The following is a 17,293-nucleotide window of genomic DNA, read 5'->3' as shown; positions in this document are numbered from 1 at the left end:
CAGGCACGACAAGGGAGGGAGTCATGCCGAAGAAAGAGGATATTCGCTGGTTCAAGGAAACATTCTGGAACGAACTCGAAGCCGCGCTCGACGGAACGGTCTTCGATCCCGATATGCTCGTCGCCCATCCGCGCGGTCAGGAAATGTTCGACATCGCCCGTGCCGCGCTGTTGGCGATGGCCGAGCACGTGCCTGGCTACGGCTTCGCCAAGAACCGGCCGGACAAGTTCTGCCACGGCTTCGGCGTGTTCCAGTACGATCTGCAGTTCTTCAAAAGCGATCCCGACTATTTTCTCGAACGGCGTTACGAGCGCTTTGAAGAAACGCTCGGGCGGGCGCTTCGCGAACTGACTTCAGCCCTGAAGAAACGCGATCTCGACCACAAGCCGTCGATTTCCGATTTCGAGTTCTGCACGGTCGCGATCACTTACAACACCGGCGGTTTCAAGCCGAACAAGGGGCTCAAGCAGGGCCATTTCGACGGTTCGAAATATTACGGCGAACATATCAACGACTATCTCGCGATCGCGCGCGGTATCCCCGCGCCGGGTGAGGTCGAGGCACAGCCGGCCGAACCACTCGTGCTGTCCGCCACCGGGCCGTTCTTCCGGGTCGAAACGCTGACGACCTCGCTGCGATTGCGCAGCGAGCCCGAGATCAGCAGCCCGCTGACCAGAAACGTTATCGCCGAAATGCCGGATGGCTGGCCCGTGCGCGCTTTCACCGGCGAAGCGGTCAACGGTTTCATCGAGATCGAGACCGTGATCGATGGAACCGTCTTCCGCGGCTTCAGCTCGCTCGACTATCTGGTGCCGGTCGATGCCGCGCCTGAAGTCGTCGTCTCGGCGTCGCTCGCCGCATCAAAGGAAAAGGCCATTCCAGCGGTCTGGATGCCGCGCAAACAGGGCACGATCACGAAACGCACGGAAAACGCCAACGCGCATTCTCTCAACGAGGCGAACATGCCGGGCCGTAGCTCCGGCACGCCCGACGAACTGCGCGCCGAACTGGCCACCATCATTACCTATCTCGATCCGGCAAAAGGCGCCCATAAACGCTACCGGCCGCATTCGGGACTTACCTTCTGCAACATCTACGCGCACGATTTCTGCGCGTTGGCCGGTGTCTATCTGCCGCGCGTGTGGTGGACCGACAAGGCGCTCTTGAAGATCGCCGCCGGCGACCAGCCGAAACCGCTCTATGGCGATACGATCCGCGAAATGCGGGCGAACGACCTGTTCCGGTGGCTCCGCGATTATGGCGGGCCTCATGGCTGGCTGCGGGCAACCTCGTCAACCGAGCTGCAGAACCGGGCAAATCTCGGCGCGGTCTGCCTGATCATCGCCCGGCGCAAACAGGAGGGCCGCTCCGGTCATGTCGCCATGGTGGTTCCCGAAACCGCGACTTGGACGGCAAAGCGAATGCCTGGTGGCGAGGTCTCGTCACCGCTGCAAAGCCAGGCGGGCTCGAAGAATTTCAACTATGGCACCGGCACGAGCGGCTGGTGGACGGCATCGCGGTTCGCCGAGTTCGCCATGTGGTATCACCCGTGAGGGGAGGTGGTCGTGGTGGGCCTGCGGGCCCGTCCGATCCACGTAGAAGCGCGGGTCACGGAAGAAAAGGCCGGGCCGAATCCAGAACAAGCAATCGTGTGGCCCGTTCCCGGTGAAGGAAGCTGGTCGATGTTGTTGTGTTTCCCCCCACCTTGAAATCCGCGCAAATCGGCGTATATTGCGCTTGAACTCAAATCTCAGTCTGCTCCTGACAAGGAGACGATGAGGGTGGGCCCGCCGGGACCCGCTCTTTTTTATTACCTGCGCGACCGTTTTGAGGGCGCGCGTCATATCGCGGTCATCGTTTTGGCCACGATGATCTGGAGCGCATTCCCGAAAAGTTGATAGACTTTTCGGAGAAGAATGCGCGGCAAAAGAAGAGATAGAGCATTTTCGGTGACTCAGCATTCACGGGAAATGCTCTAGGGGAATTTCTCCGCCCATGCGGGAAGTCCCCATGTGTTCAAAGGGCCACCGCGCAAGCATTGTGGGCCTTTACCAGGCGCGTTTTCTTGTCCAAAAAGTTGACAGACTTTTTGGACAAGAAAACGCGCAAACAAAGATTTGAAACGGCGCCGGTTTGTCGGGTGCCTGCGAGATAAGGACGATCCATTCCGTGTCACGGAACGAACCACGTCTGGTCACCGAATCCGGGCTCGAAGCGCGGGTCGCGGCAATTGCCGAACCCGTCATCGAGGATCTCGGCTACCGGCTGGTGCGCATCAAGGTCTCGGCGATGAACGGCTGCACCCTGCAGGTGATGGCCGAGCGCCCGGACGGCACCATGACGGTCGAGGATTGCGAGGCGATCAGCCGCGAGCTGTCGCCGGCGCTCGACGTCGACGACCCGATCAAGACTGCCTATCACCTCGAGATTTCCTCGCCCGGCATCGACCGGCTACTGGTCCGCGCGTCGGACTTCGAGCGCTGGTCCGGCCATCTGGCGAAGATCGAGATGGCGGTGATGCAGGACGGCCGCAAGCGCTTCCGCGGCACCCTGCTCGGCGTCGAGGACGGACGCTTCGGGCTGAAGCTACAGGACGTGCCGAAAGGCGAGCCGGACATCATCTGGCTGCCGCTCGACGAGCTGGACGACGCCCGCCTGGTGCTGACCGATTCGCTCATTCGCGCCGCGCTGAAGGCCGGCAAGGCCGCGCTCGCCGAAGAGAGCGGCGCCGAGGAACTGGAATCCGACGGCAAGTAGGCCGGCGATAGACAACGGAATTTCGCGCGTCCCTTGCGGGCGCGTCACGACAATCGACGGAAGCGGCCGCAAGAAATGGCCGGCATTCCGCAACCGGCCGGGCGCAAAGCCCGCCCGGCCTGGCCCCTGAGGGAGATGCGAAAATGGCCATCAGCGCAAATCGGCTCGAGCTGTTGCAGATCGCGGATGCGGTTGCCCGCGAAAAGGCGATCGACCGTTCCATCGTGATCGGCGCCATGGAGGATGCCATCCAGAAGGCGGCGCGCTCGCGCTTCGGTTCGGAAACCGAGGTCCGCGCCGAGATCAACACCCGCACCGGCGAGCTGCGTCTGCAGCGCCTGTTGCAGGCCGTCGAGACGGTCGAGAATACGGCCACCGAGATCGCGATCGAGGAAGCGGTGGCGCGCAACCCGGCCGCCCAGGTCGGCGACTTCATCGCCGAACCGCTGCCGCCGCTCGATTTCGGCCGCATTGCCGCGCAGTCGGCCAAGCAGGTCATCGTGCAGAAGGTCCGCGAGGCCGAGCGCGACCGCCAGTTCGACGAGTTCAAGGACCGCATCGGCGAGATCGTCAACGGCGTCGTCAAGCGCACCGAATACGGCAACGTCATCGTCGACCTCGGTCGTGGCGAGGCGATCATCCGCCGCGACGAGACGATCCCGCGCGAAGCCTTCCGCAACGGCGACCGCGTGCGCGCCTACGTTTACGACGTGCGCCGTGAGCAGCGCGGCCCGCAGGTCTTCCTGTCGCGCACCCATCCGCAGTTCATGGCCAAGCTGTTCGCCCAGGAAGTGCCGGAAATCTACGACAACATCATCGAGGTGAAGTCGGTCGCCCGCGATCCGGGCTCGCGCGCCAAGATCGCGGTGATCTCGCGCGATTCCTCGATCGACCCGGTCGGCGCCTGCGTCGGCATGCGCGGCAGCCGCGTCCAGGCCGTCGTCAACGAGCTGCAGGGCGAGAAGATCGACATCATTCCGTGGTCGGAAGATCCGGCGACCTTCATCGTCAACGCGCTGCAGCCGGCCGAGGTCGCCAAGGTCGTGCTCGACGAGGACGCCGAGCGCATCGAGGTGGTTGTGCCCGACGAGCAGCTGTCGCTGGCCATCGGCCGCCGCGGCCAGAATGTGCGCCTCGCTTCCCAGCTCACCGGCTGGGACATCGACATCCTGACCGAGCAGGAAGAATCCGAGCGCCGGCAGAAGGAATTCACCGAGCGCAGCAACCTGTTCATGGATGCCCTCAATGTCGACGAAGTCGTCGGCCAGCTTCTCGCTTCCGAAGGCTTCACCTCGGTCGAGGAAGTCGCCTATGTGGACCCGGAAGAAGTCGCCGTCATCGAAGGCTTCGACGAGGAAACGGCGGAAGAGATCCAGGAGCGCGCCCGCGAGCACCTCGAAGAGGTCGAACGCGCGCTCGATGAGGAGCGTAAGGCGCTCGGTGTCGAGGATGCGCTGCGCGAGATCCCGGGCCTGACCACCGCGATGATGGTCGCGCTCGGCAAGGACGAGATCAAGACCGTCGACGATCTCGCCGGCTGTGCCACCGACGATCTGGTCGGCTGGACCGAAAAGAAGGACGGCGACGTGATCCGTCATCCGGGCGCGCTGAGCGAGCTCGATCTGTCGCGCGCCGATGCCGAGGCGATCATCATGTCGGCGCGTCTTGCCGCCGGCTGGATCACCGAGGAAGACCTCGCCCCCGCGGAAGAGGTCGAGGCCGAGGAGGACGCGGCGGAGGAAGATGCCACCGCCAACGCCGTCATCCACACGGTTCTGCCGGATACCTCGGCCGGCGCCTGAAGGCGGCGGTTTGAAGAAATGCCGGCGCAGGTTTAAGACTGCGTCCGGCGGGAGTGGCCATGGCGCGCAAGACCGAGCCGAGTGAGCGAACCTGTATCGTCACCCGTGAGACGCTACCGGTGGACGACCTCATCAGGTTCGTCATCGCGCCCGACGAGACCGTCGTCGCCGATATCAGGCGGCGGCTGCCGGGGCGCGGTGTGTGGGTGACCGCAACGCGCGAGGCGGTCGAGACGGCTGAGCTGAAGCGCCTGTTTGCCCGTGGCTTCAAGGCCCAGGTGACGGTGGCGCCGGGACTGGCCGAAAGGGTCGAGGCCCTGCTTGAGCAGGATGCGCTCGCCGCCCTTTCGATGGCCCGCAAGGCTGGCCTCGTGCTGACCGGCTTCGGCAAGGTCGAAGCGGCGATCGGATCGGCTGCGATTGCCGGCGTCATTCATGCCTCGGACGGGTCCGAGGATGGCGTGAGAAAGCTGACGGCGGCGCTGATGCGCCGTTTCGGACAGCCGGACGCGGTTCCCGTGAGCCGCAATTACCGTTCCGAGCAATTGGATTTGGCAATTGGTCGGGCAAATGTGATACATGCTGCACTGCTCGCGGGCGGTGCGAGCGATGGATTTGTGACGCGTGACCGGTTTTTGAGGCGTTACCGGGCAGGCGTCGGCCGAAATGACGACAACGGGCGGGGCACGGCGGCTCCGCGGGAAATGAAAACAGTATGAACGACACGAACAACTCCGGCGACAAGACGATCAGCGTGGACCGCAAGAAGACGCTGAGCCTGAAGCGGACCGAACAGGGCACTGTTCGGCAGAGCTTCTCGCACGGCCGATCCAAGGCTGTGGTCGTGGAGAAGAAGAAGCGCCGCATCTCGCCCCCCGGCGAGCAGGCGGAAGTACGTCCGGCAGCGCCCGCACCGGCAAAGGCCGAGGCTCCCAAGCCGCGCGAACCGCAGCGTGAAAAGCCCGCCGCCAAGCCGCGCGCCGGCGTCGTGCTGCGCAGCCTGACCGACGAAGAGTCGCGCGCCCGCGCTGTCGCGCTCGCCGAGGCCCGCCAGCGCGAGGTCGAGGACGCCAAGCGCCGCGAGGAAGAAGAAAAGCGCCGCGCCGCCGAAGCCGCCGAGCGTGCCGCGCGCGAAGAAGAACGTCTGAAGGCCGAAGCCGAGGAAGCCGCCCGCCACGCCGCCGAAGAGGCCGAGCGCGCCGCCCGCGAAGAGGCCGAAGCCAAGGAAGCCGCCAAGACCGCGCCTGTTGCCGAACAGCCGCCTGTTGCCGGCGAGCCGGTACCGGCCAAGGGCGGCGATGTCCGCAAGCAGGTCAAGGACAAGGGCCGCGATGGCGATGCCACCTCGATTGGCGAGCTCAAGGAAGTCAAGCGCCCGCGCGCCGTACCCGAGCAGCCCAAGCCGGCCAAGCGTGGCGGCGACGATCGCCGGCGCACCAAGCTGACCATCACCACCGCGTTCGAGGAAGACAGCGAGCGCGGCCGCAGCCTTGCCGCCATGCGCCGCCGCCGCGAGCGCGAGAAGGCCCGCGCCCGCCAGAGCGGACCGCGCGAGAAGGTCATGCGCGAGGTGATCATCCCGGAAACCATCAGCATTCAGGAACTGGCGAACCGTATGGCGGAGCGCTCGGTTGACGTCATCAAGCTGCTGATGAAGCAGGGCCAGATGCTGAAGATCAACGACATCATCGATGCCGACACCGCGCAGCTCATCACCGAAGAGCTCGGCCACACGGTCAAGCGCGTCGCCGATTCGGACGTCGAGGAAGGCCTGTTCACCGACGACGACGCGCCCGAGACGAAGAAGGGCCGGCCGCCGGTCGTGACCATCATGGGTCACGTCGATCACGGCAAGACCTCGCTGCTCGATGCCATCCGCCACGCCAATGTGGTGTCCGGCGAAGCCGGCGGCATCACCCAGCATATCGGCGCCTATCAGGTCGAGCAGGGCGGTCAGAAGATCACCTTCATCGATACGCCGGGCCACGCCGCGTTCACCGCCATGCGCGCCCGCGGCGCCCAGGTGACCGACCTCGTCATTCTCGTGGTTGCCGCCGATGATGGCGTCATGCCGCAGACCATCGAGGCGATCCATCACGCCAAGGCCGCCGGTGTGCCGATGATCGTGGCGATCAACAAGATCGACAAACCGGCCGCCGATCCGAACCGCGTGCGCACCGAACTGCTGCAGCACGAGGTGGTCGTGGAATCGATGGGCGGCGATGTGCTCGACGTCGAGGTCTCGGCCAAGGCTCAGACCAATCTCGACGGCCTGCTCGAAGCGATCCTGCTGCAGTCGGAAGTGCTCGAACTGACCGCCAACCCGGAACGCGAGGCCGATGGCGTCGTGGTCGAGGCGCAGCTCGACAAGGGCCGTGGCCCGGTTGCGACCGTGCTGGTTCAGCGCGGCACGCTCCGCGTCGGCGACATCATCGTCATCGGTGCCGAATGGGGCCGCGTGCGCGCCCTCGTCAACGACCGCGGCGAGCAGCTCAAGGATGCCGGCCCGTCGATGCCGGTCGAGATCCTCGGCCTGCAGGGTACGCCGGAAGCCGGCGATCAGTTCGCCGTCGTCGAAAACGAGGCCCGCGCCCGCGAGATTTCCGACTACCGCCAGCGCAAGCGCCGCGAGCGCAGCCAGGCGCAGACCGCGCGCGGCTCGCTGCAGCATATGATGACGCAGCTTCAGACGTCCGGCCTGAAGGAATTCCCGCTCGTCATCAAGGGCGACGTGCAGGGTTCGATCGAAGCCATCATCGGCGCGCTCGAAAAGCTCGGCAACGACGAAGTCGCTGCCCGCGTGCTGCTCGGCACCGTCGGCGGCATCACCGAGTCCGACGTCACGCTGGCCTCGGCCTCGAACGCGGCCATCATCGGCTTCAACGTCCGCGCCAACAAGCAGGCGCGCGAGGCTGCCGAGCGCGATGGCGTCGAAATCCGCTACTACAACGTCATCTATGATCTCGTCGACGACGTGAAGGCGGCGATGTCCGGCATGCTGTCGCCGGAACTGCGCGAAACCATGCTCGGCAACGCCGAAATCCTCGAGGTGTTCAACATCTCCAAGATCGGCAAGGTCGCGGGTTGCCGCGTCACCGACGGCAGCGTGGAGCGTGGCGCCAATGTCCGCCTGATCCGCGACAACGTCGTGGTCCACGAAGGCAAGCTGTCGACGCTGAAGCGCTTCAAGGACGAGGTGAAGAGCGTCGTTTCCGGCCAGGAATGCGGTATGGCCTTCGAAAACTATCAGGACATGCGTGCCGGTGACGTGATCGAATGCTATCGCGTCGAGGAAATCGAGCGCACGCTGTAGGGCGCTTTCCCGAAAAGTTGACAGACTTTTCGGATAAGAAATCGCGTGAAAATAAACGCATGGAGCATTTTGGGTGACTCGATAATGCCAAAATGCTCCATGCATGTGCGCCGTAATACGAGTAGCGACGGAACGGGCGCAGGCGCGGGGCTTTCCCGCCGCGCCGCTGTTGCGCGGGCATTTTTGCCCCAGATTTGAAACGGAACGACCATGAAAAACCATCATGGGGCTCAGGCACCGAACGGTCCGAGCCAGCGTCAGCTTCGCGTCGGTGAACTGGTTCGCCACGCACTGGCCGAAATCCTCATGCGCGGCGAGATCATCGATCCCGTCATCGAGCGCCACGTGATCACCGTCACCGAAGTGCGCATGTCTCCCGACCTGAAGCACGCGAGCTGCTACGTCGAGCCGCTCGGCGGTACGGACGCGGAGGCGGTGGCGGCCGCGCTCAACAAGCACGCGCGCTTCCTGCGCGGTCTTGTCGGCAAGCGCATGACGCAGAAGTTCACGCCCGATCTGCGCTTCTTCCTCGACACCCGCTTCGACGATGACAGTCGCATCGACACGCTGCTGCATTCGCCAGACGTCGCCCGCGATCTCGATCGCGACGACTGACGCGCTTTCCCAAAAAGTTGACAGACTTTTTGGACAAGAAAACGCGCAAAAACAAAGGACTGATACGCGTTGCTGCTTCAAATAAGACGCAACCCGCTTTAGATCCCTTCGCCCACACCCTCGATTATTTCCCGGCTCCATGGCGCGTTCGAAGAAAAACCGTAACGACATTCACGGCTGGCTGATCCTCGACAAGCCGAAGGGCCTGTCGTCGACCGAGGCGCTCGGCCGGGTCAAGCGGCTGTACCGGCCGGCCAAGGCCGGCCACGCGGGCACCCTCGATCCGCTGGCGACCGGCCTGTTGCCGCTTGCCTTCGGCGAGGCGACCAAGACCGTGCCCTTCGTCATGGATGGCCACAAGGTCTACCGCTTCACCGTCGGATGGGGCATCGAGACCGCGACCGACGATCTCGAGGGCGAGGTCGTCGCGACGAGCGATGTGCGCCCGACGCCGGATGCGATCGGCGCCGTGCTCGGCGAGTTCACCGGAACCATCATGCAGGTGCCGCCGGCCTTTTCCGCCATCAAGGTCGATGGCGAGCGCGCCTATGATCTCGCTCGCGACGGCGAAGACTTCGAACTCGCCGCCCGCCCGATCGCCGTGCACCGCCTCACCCTCGTCCGCTGCCCGGACGACGATCACGCGATCTTTGAGGCCGAGTGCGGCAAGGGCACCTATGTGCGGGCGCTCGCCCGCGATATCGGCCGCCGGCTCGGCACCCGCGGCCATGTCACCGATCTGCGCCGCACCGCGGTCGGACCGTTCGGCGAAGACGATATGATTTCGCTGGAAAAGCTACAGGCTTTGAGCCATAGTGCCGCCGGCGAGCCAAGGCTCGCCTCCGTTCTCCGTCCGGTAGAGACCGCGCTGGCCGACATCCCGGCGCTGGCCGTAAACCGAGCGGATGCCGCCAGGCTCCGAAAGGGGCAGGGCGTTTTGGTGCTTGGACGGGATGCACCCGTGTTTCATGGGACAGTTTATGTCACCGAGGCCGGCCAGATAGTGGCTCTGGCCGACTATGAACGCGGTGAACTCCTTCCCAGGCGCGTGTTTAATCTGCCGACCGGTCAAAATCATGAACTGGCCGACGGCGCAGAAAAAGAAGAGGATTGACGATGTCGATTACTGCCGAGCGCAAGCAGGCGCTTGTTTCCGAATACGCCACCAAGGAAGGCGATACCGGTTCCCCCGAGGTTCAGGTCGCGATCCTTTCGGAGCGTATCACCAACCTGACCGAGCACTTCAAGACCCACACCAAGGACAACCACTCCCGGCGTGGTTTGCTCAAGCTCGTCAGCCAGCGCCGCCGGCTGCTCGACTACCTCAAGGCCACCGACAACACGCGCTATCAGGACCTGATCAAGCGCCTTGGCCTGCGCCGCTAATTTTACCGCGGCTTGAAGACAGCGCGCACCGGGACCATTTCCGTTGCGCCACATGCGGTTCCAGCGGGGCGCGGTTCCCCGCCGGACACCGCAAGTAAGAAGGGGTGGTTCGGTGCCGCGCACCGTCAGTGCCGCCGCTGCGTGAACGACCGCATGGGGAGCCATGAGGCAGGATCGCCGGACATGTCTTGCAGCGCATCTGGCGCGGTTTGAGACAGTCTCGCCGTCTTGCCCGTGGTTCGTCGAATGATCCCGGTGTCCGGCCCCGTCGCAAGGCGGTGGGGCGTTGCGGGCACCGAACCTGATTCCGGATGGCAAGTTTGCCGGCGAAACGCCCAAAGGGGGCAGCGCGGCGATCCGTCCGGGACGAACGTCACGAAAGGACGAATATGTTTACGATCCACCGCGAAGAAATCGAATGGGGCGGCCGCCCGCTCGTCATGGAAACGGGCCGCGTCGCGCGCCAGGCCGATGGTGCCGTCATGGTCACCTACGGCGAGACCACGGTGCTGGCCACCGTCGTCTCCGAGAAGGAGCCGCGCTCCGGCATCGATTTCTTTCCGCTGACTGTCCACTACCAGGAAAAGACCTACGCCGCGGGCAAGATCCCCGGCGGTTTCTTCAAGCGTGAGGGACGTCCGACCGAGAAGGAAACCCTGGTTTCCCGTCTCATCGACCGCCCGATCCGCCCGCTCTTCGCCGACGGCTACAAGTGCGAGACCCAGGTCATCACCACCGTGCTCAGCCACGACATGGAGAACGACCCGGATATCGTCGCCATGGTTGCCGCGTCTGCCGCGCTGACCATCTCCGGCGTCCCGTTCATGGGTCCGGTCGGTGCCGCCCGCGTTGGCCGCATCAACGACGAGTTCGTGCTCAACCCGCAGCTCGACGAGAATTCCGAAACCACCCTCGACCTCATCGTCGCGGGCACCGGCGATGCCGTGCTGATGGTTGAATCGGAAGCCCAGGAGCTGGCCGAAGACATCATGCTCTCGGCCGTCATGTTCGGTCACACGCATTTCCAGCCGGTCATCGACGCCATCATCAAGCTGGCCGAGAAGGCCGCCCGGGAGCCGCGTGAGCTGGTTGTCGTCGACAACAGCGCCCTGTTCGCCAAGGTCAAGGAAGTCGGCGGTGAGGATCTGACCGCTGCCTACCTGATCGCCGACAAGGTCGAGCGCCACACCAAGGTCAGCGCTGCCAAGGCCAAGGTCATGGAAGCGATGATGCCGGAAGGCGGCGAGAACAACCCGCCCAAGGAACTGGTCGGCGAGATGTTCAAGAAGCTCGAGAAGGAGATCGTCCGCGGTCTCATTCTCGACAACGGCGACCGCATCGACGGCCGCGATCTCAAGACCGTGCGCCCGATCGTTTCCGAAGTCGGCATTCTGCCGCGCACCCACGGTTCGGCCCTGTTCACCCGCGGCGAAACCCAGGCGCTGGTCGTTGCCACGCTCGGCACCGGCGAGGACGAGCAGTTCATCGATGCGCTGGAAGGCACCTACAAGGAAAACTTCCTGCTGCACTACAACTTCCCGCCGTTCTCGGTCGGTGAGACCGGCCGCATTGGTTCGCCCGGCCGCCGCGAAGTCGGCCATGGCAAGCTCGCCTGGCGCGCCGTCCGTCCGATCCTGCCGCAGAAGCACGAGTTCCCGTACACGATCCGTCTCGTTTCCGAGATCACCGAGTCGAACGGCTCCTCGTCGATGGCGACCGTTTGCGGTTCCTCGCTGGCGCTGATGGATGCCGGCGTGCCGCTCAAGGCGCCGGTTGCCGGTATCGCCATGGGCCTGATCAAGGAAGGCGACCGCTTCGCGGTTCTCTCCGACATTCTCGGTGACGAAGATCACCTCGGCGATATGGACTTCAAGGTGGCCGGTACCGCCGAAGGCGTCACCTCGCTGCAGATGGACATCAAGATCAACGGCATCACCGAAGACATCATGAAGATCGCCCTCGACCAGGCCAAGGGCGGCCGCATGCACATCCTCGGCGAGATGGCCAAGGCCCTTGACCATGCCCGTCCGGAACTCGGCGAGCATGCCCCGCGCATCGAAGTGCTGAAGATCCCGGTCGACAAGATCCGCGACGTTATCGGCACCGGCGGCAAGGTGATCCGCGAGATCGTCGAAAAGACCGGCGCCAAGATCAACGTCGAGGACGACGGCACCGTCAAGATCGCTTCCTCCGACGGCAAGGCGATCACCGCCGCGCTGAACTGGATCAAGTCGATCACCGATGAGCCGGAAGTCGGCCACGTCTATCAGGGCACCGTTGTGAAGACCGTCGATTTCGGCGCCTTCGTCAACTTCTTCGGCGCCCGCGACGGCCTCGTCCACATCTCCCAGCTCGCCCCGCAGCGCGTCGGCAAGACCACCGACATCGTCAAGGAAGGCGACAAGGTCTGGGTCAAGCTGCTCGGCTTCGACGATCGCGGCAAGGTTCGCCTGTCGATGAAGGTCGTCGATCAGGAAAGCGGCGAAGAGATTCAGGACGGCGGCGACGAGTAATCGCGCCCCGCCGGAAACCCGGTTTCAAAAACAAAGGCCGGAGCAGCGATGCTCCGGCCTTTTTGTTTTTGTCGCTTTGCGGCGAACGCTGGTCCGCAGGCGGAAATGCTCTATCCATGTATTTTCACGCGTATTCTTGTCCGAAAACCGGTTCCCACTTTTCGGGAATACGCTCTAATCCCGTTCCATCCGCCGGGCAGGCGCCATCGGATAGACGCCGAGGATCTTCATGTGGCTGCAGAAGAACTGCAGTTCCTCGAGCGCCAGCGCCACGCTGCGGTCGTCCGGGTGGCCCTCGATATCGGCGAAGAACTGTGTCGCGGTGAACGAGCCGTTGATCATGTAGCTTTCCAGCTTGACCATGTTGACGCCGTTGGTGGCGAAACCGCCCATCGCCTTGTAGAGCGCGGCCGGCACGTTGCGCACGCGGAACACGAACGAGGTGATCGACTGGCCGGCGAGCCGGTCGGCCTCGATCTTCTGGCGCGACAGGACGAGGAAGCGGGTCGTGTTGTGTTCCGCGTCCTCGATGTCCTGGGCAAGAATCTCAAGCCCGTAGGTCTCCGCGGCAAGCGTCGAGGCGACCGCGGCATGGCTCGGATCGCAGAGCTCGGCGACATGGGCGGCGGAGCCGGCGGTATCGGCTTCGGCCGCGGTCTTCAGCCCGTGCTTGGCGACGAATTTGCGGATCTGGCCCAGCGCCACCGTATGGCTGTGGACGGCAGCGAGCCCTTCGAGCGTCGCGCCTGCCGGCGCCATCAGCTGCAGGCGGATGCGCAGGAAATGTTCGCCGATGATGTAGAGCCCGGACTCCGGCATCAGATGGTGGACGTCGGCCACCCGGCCATAGAGCGAATTCTCGACCGGGATCATGGCGAGGTGCGCGGCACCGCTCTTGACCGCCTGAAACGCGTCTTCAAACGTCGAACACGGCATCGGCTCCATGTCGGGAAACACTTCCTGACAGGCCTGATGGGAAAACGCGCCAAGCTCGCCCTGAAAAGCGATGCGGTTATTGTGTTCGGCGATCTGCGTGTTCACGGCGGTCGCACCTCCTTATTAACAGCACAACGCGCGGCTTGGCTGCCGCGCGGCCCGGCACTCATACTCCTTTGCCGCTGTCGGGACAAAGGTTTTCCGCCGAAATGGAACCGATTGGCGAAACGACGGTTAGCCGCGCGCCATCTTCCGGCGGGCCTTTTCCAGATCGGCCGGCGTGTCGACCCCGAGCGGGATGATATCGACAATGGCCGCATCGATCCGCATGCCGGCTTCGAGCGCCCGGAGCTGTTCGAGCTTTTCGCGTTTTTCGAGCGTGCTCGGCGGCAGCGAGACAAAGCGCTTCAGCGCCTCGCGGCGATAGGCATAGAGGCCGATATGATGATAGAGCGGCCCCTCGCCGTAGGGCGCGGTGGCGCGGGTGAAATACAGCGCGCGCAAATGGTTCGGTCCGACCGGCGTGCCGATCACCTTAACCACATGCGGATCCGTCACCTCTTCCTCGTCGGTGATGAGCGCGGCGAGCGTCGAGATATCGACCGCCGGATCCTCCAGCGGCGCGAAGCAGGCGCGGATCTCGTCCGGGTCGATGGTCGGCAGATCGCCCTGCACATTGACCACCATGTCGTAGCGGCCCTCGGGGTCGAAATGTTCCACGGCCTCGAAGATGCGGTCGGAGCCGGACTCGTGATCGTCGCGGGTCAGGATCGCCTTGCCGCCGGCGGCCTCGACCACATCGACGATGCGCTGATCATCACAGGCCACCAGCACCGGACCGATTTGCGCCTCGCTGGCGCGCCGCCAGACATGAACGATCATCGGCTCGCCGGCGATATCGGCAAGCGGTTTGCCCGGCAGCCGCGTCGACGACATGCGCGCGGGAACGAGGACCAGGGCGTGGCCGGTCATGGCAAGATCCTTTTGATGAAAGCCGGGGTTGAGCCCCGACGAGACAGCGAAAAACCGGGACGAAACGACCCATGACGCCGTTTACACTATGGACATGGCTCCGGCAAACCCTGTAGTTTCGGCCCGGTTTTGACCGGATATGCCGCCTTGGGGGGAGCATGTCCCCGGGTCACAAGGGCGGACTGGAGCCAGAAGAATGGACTTTTTCGAAATCAACAAATTCGCCGGCGCGATCCTCGGCACCGTGCTTGGCGTTCTCGGCCTCGGCTATGTCGCCGATTTCATCTTCCATCACGAGATGCCGGAAAAGCCGGGCTTCGTGATCGAGGTGGCCGGTGAAGAGACGGCCGCAGCCGAAGAAGAGAAGCCGGCCGAAGAAGCCGTGCCGTTTGCCACTCTGCTCGCCAACGCCGATCTTGCGGCCGGCGAGAAGCAGATGAGCAAGTGCAAGGCCTGTCACACCTGGGAAAAGGGCGGTCCGAACCGCGTCGGCCCGAATCTGTACGAGATCGTCGGCCGTACGCCGGGCACCCACGCAGATTTCTCCTATTCGGCGGCGATGGCTGAATTCGGCCAGAGCGCGACTTGGGATTACGAGACGCTGAACACGTACCTGACGAATCCGAAGGAAGCCGTGCCGGGCAACAAGATGTCCTTCGCCGGCTTCAAGAAGGACACCGACCGGGCCAACGTGATCGGCTTCCTGCGCACCATGGCCGACTCGCCGGCGCCGCTGCCGAGCGCCGAGGCCCCGGCTGAAGCTGCTCCTGCTGCTGAAGCCCCGGCAGAAGCTGCACCGGCTGAGGCTGCACCTGCCGCGGAAGCCCCGGCAGAAGCACCCGCGGAAGCCGCTCCGGCCGAGACGACCGCACCGGCAACCGATCTGCCGAGCGAGCCGCCGGCAGCGGTCACCGCGCCGGCTCAATAGGCTGCGAAGCAAACCGCGCACGCAGCCTCTGCGATCGCGCGACGAATTGGCCGGGCCCAAAAGCCCGGCCTTTTTTGTGCCCGGCCTTTTTCGTGGTCGGTGGCTTGAAATGCGCAGCTGTCCACCGAGATTAAATTTTCGTCAGATTTCGCCGAAACGGTGTTGCTCGCCGCAATCGCTGCCTAGAATGGTGGAAGTGACCATGGTGTACCAACGAGGTGTCATGAGACTGTCCCTGCTGTCGGCCATTTTTCTCGCCCTGCTCGCCCTGCCGTCTGCTGCCGCCGAACCGCAATGGCGGCACGCCACCTCGCTGGTCGGCGAACCGGCTCTCGCAGCGGACTTCCCACATTTCCGCTATGTCAATCCGCAGGCGCCGAAGGGTGGCGAGGTTCGCCTGTCGACCACCGGCGCCTTCGACAGCTTCAATCCGATCCTGCCCAAGGGCGACAGCGCGCCGGGTCTCGGTCACGTCTTCGAGACGCTGATGAAGCGGGCCTATGACGAAGCCGACATCTCCGCCATGTACGGCCTCATCGCCGAGGCGATCCAGTATCCGGACGATTTCTCCTGGGCGAAGTTCCGGCTGCGGGCCGAGGCGAAATGGCACGACGGCACGCCGATCACGCCGCAAGATGTGGTCTGGAGCTTCGAAAAGCAGGTCGAGCTCAACCCCAATATCCGCTTCTATTACAGCCACGTCGCCAAGGCCGAAGTGACGGGTGAGCGCGAAGTTACCTTCACTTTCGACCAGGCCGGCAACCGCGAGCTGCCGCATATCGTCGGCGAACTGACCGTACTGCCGCAGCATTGGTGGGAAGGCGCCGACAAGGACGGCAAGCAGCGCTCGATCGAAAAGACGATTCTGGAGCCGCCGCTCGGTTCGGGCCCCTACAGGGTCGGCAGTTTCGACGCCGGCCGCACGGTGACCTTCGAGCGGGTCGAGGATTACTGGGCGAAGGATCTGCCGGTCGCGCTCGGGCAGGACAATTTCGACAAGATGCGCTACGAGGTCTTCCGCGATTCCAACGTGCTGCTCGAGGCTTTCAAGGGCGATCAGTTCGACTGGCGCGACGAGAACTCGGCGAAATCCTGGGCAACCGGCTACGACTTCCCCGCCGTGCGCGATGGCCGCGTCGTGCTCGAGACCTTCGACGACAAGGCGCGCGGCATCATGCAGGCTTTCGTCGTCAACCTGCGGCGGCAGAAATTCGCCGATCCCCGCGTTCGCCGCGCCCTGAACCTCGCCTTCGATTTCGAGTCGATCAACCGCACGATCTTCTACAGCCAGTACAAGCGCGTCGATTCCTTCTTCGCCGGCACCGACCTTGCCGCCACCGGCGTGCCGGAGGGCCGCGAGCTTGAGATCCTCGAAGAGGTGCGTGGCAAGGTGCCCGACGAGGTCTTCACCACGCCCTACACCAACCCGGTCGGCGGCGACACCGGCGCTCTGCGCAACAATCTGCGTGAGGCGCTCGGCCTGTTGCGCGATGCCGGCTGGAAACTCGATGGCCGCAACCTGGTCAATGCCAAGACCGGCGAACCCTTCACTATCGAATACCTCTCGGTCGACCCCAATTTCGAGCGCGTCGTGCTGCCCTATGCGCAGAACCTGAAGAAGATCGGCATCGAATTGTCGATCCGTGTCGTCGACACCTCGCAATATCTCAACCGGCTGCGCAGCTTCGACTACGACATGATCACCTTCTCCTGGGGCGAATCCCTGTCGCCGGGCAACGAGCAGCGCAGCTTCTGGGGGTCCAAGGCCGCCGACAACTCCGCCTCGCGCAATTTCGCCGGCATCAAGGATCCTGCCGTCGATGCGCTGATCGAGAAGATCATCTTTGCGAACGGTCGTGAGGATCTCGTCGCCGCCGTCAAGGCGCTCGACCGGGTGTTGTTGTGGAACAATTTCGTCATCCCGCAATGGTATCTGAACATCGACCGCACGGCCCGCTGGGACCGCTTCTCCCGGCCCGATGTGACACTCGAATTCTCCCATGCCTTCCCCGACATATGGTGGTGGGACGCGGAGAAGGCGGCCAGGACGGAAGCCGCAAAATGAGCGGAG

The 17,293-nt window shown here is 64.0% G+C and carries 13 protein-coding genes; 11 read left to right on the top strand and 2 right to left on the bottom strand.

Features of this window, described 5'->3' with window-relative positions:
• Positions 1–23: 23 nt before the first annotated feature.
• From C0606_07560 to pnp, 9 genes are all read left to right on the top strand, one after another.
• A complete protein-coding gene (locus C0606_07560; GenBank protein ID PLX38083.1) occupies positions 24–1,553 on the top strand; it encodes a hypothetical protein in 1,530 nt (509 codons plus the stop codon).
• Between the two features lie 616 nt (positions 1,554–2,169).
• Entirely contained in the window at positions 2,170–2,757 is a 588-nt protein-coding gene (locus C0606_07555) for a ribosome maturation factor RimP (protein PLX38082.1), read from the top strand.
• Between the two features lie 143 nt (positions 2,758–2,900).
• Positions 2,901–4,559: a transcription termination/antitermination protein NusA gene (locus C0606_07550; GenBank protein ID PLX38081.1), complete on the top strand. Its 1,659-nt coding sequence runs from the start codon at positions 2,901–2,903 to the stop codon at positions 4,557–4,559.
• A 59-nt stretch (positions 4,560–4,618) separates the two neighbouring features.
• On the top strand, positions 4,619–5,278 hold the full coding sequence (locus C0606_07545) for a DNA-binding protein (protein ID PLX38080.1): 660 nt from the start codon (positions 4,619–4,621) through the stop codon (positions 5,276–5,278).
• Positions 5,275–7,872, top strand: coding sequence for a translation initiation factor IF-2 (locus C0606_07540; GenBank protein ID PLX38079.1), 2,598 nt, complete (start codon positions 5,275–5,277; stop codon positions 7,870–7,872). The genes C0606_07545 and C0606_07540 overlap by 4 nt, the downstream gene beginning before the upstream one ends.
• Before the next feature lie 210 nt (positions 7,873–8,082).
• Positions 8,083–8,487 carry a 30S ribosome-binding factor RbfA gene (locus C0606_07535; GenBank protein PLX38078.1) on the top strand — a complete coding sequence of 135 codons (405 nt, stop codon included), beginning with the start codon at positions 8,083–8,085 and terminating at the stop codon, positions 8,485–8,487.
• Positions 8,488–8,626: 139 nt separating this feature from the next.
• Complete coding sequence (locus C0606_07530) at positions 8,627–9,601, top strand: tRNA pseudouridine(55) synthase TruB (GenBank protein ID PLX38077.1); 975 nt, start codon at positions 8,627–8,629, stop codon at positions 9,599–9,601.
• Between the two features lie 2 nt (positions 9,602–9,603).
• Positions 9,604–9,873, top strand: coding sequence for a 30S ribosomal protein S15 (locus C0606_07525; GenBank protein ID PLX38076.1), 270 nt, complete (start codon positions 9,604–9,606; stop codon positions 9,871–9,873).
• Positions 9,874–10,262: 389 nt separating this feature from the next.
• Positions 10,263–12,386, top strand: coding sequence for a polyribonucleotide nucleotidyltransferase (pnp, locus tag C0606_07520; protein ID PLX38075.1), 2,124 nt, complete (start codon positions 10,263–10,265; stop codon positions 12,384–12,386).
• A gap of 174 nt (positions 12,387–12,560) precedes the next feature.
• Here pnp and C0606_07515 read toward each other — a convergent pair whose 3' ends face one another.
• Together C0606_07515 and C0606_07510 are read right to left on the bottom strand one after the other, a co-directional pair.
• Entirely contained in the window at positions 12,561–13,415 is an 855-nt protein-coding gene (locus C0606_07515) for a prephenate dehydratase (GenBank protein PLX38742.1), read from the bottom strand.
• A 141-nt stretch (positions 13,416–13,556) separates the two neighbouring features.
• Positions 13,557–14,294: a 3-deoxy-manno-octulosonate cytidylyltransferase gene (locus tag C0606_07510; protein PLX38074.1), complete on the bottom strand. Its 738-nt coding sequence runs from the start codon at positions 14,292–14,294 to the stop codon at positions 13,557–13,559.
• A gap of 196 nt (positions 14,295–14,490) precedes the next feature.
• Between C0606_07510 and C0606_07505 the strand changes: the two genes are divergently transcribed.
• Entirely contained in the window at positions 14,491–15,222 is a 732-nt protein-coding gene (locus C0606_07505) for a cytochrome c family protein (protein PLX38073.1), read from the top strand.
• 223 nt (positions 15,223–15,445) lie between these two features.
• Positions 15,446–17,287, top strand: a complete 1,842-nt coding sequence (locus C0606_07500; protein PLX38741.1) for a hypothetical protein — start codon at positions 15,446–15,448, stop codon at positions 17,285–17,287.
• Positions 17,288–17,293: the final 6 nt, after the last annotated feature.

The sequence above is a fragment of the Hyphomicrobiales bacterium genome (genome assembly GCA_002869065.1).
Lineage (GTDB): Bacteria > Pseudomonadota > Alphaproteobacteria > Rhizobiales > Rhodobiaceae > Rhodobium.
Note: the sequence above shows the minus strand (reverse complement) of the source record. Positions and strands in the feature narration are given on the sequence as shown.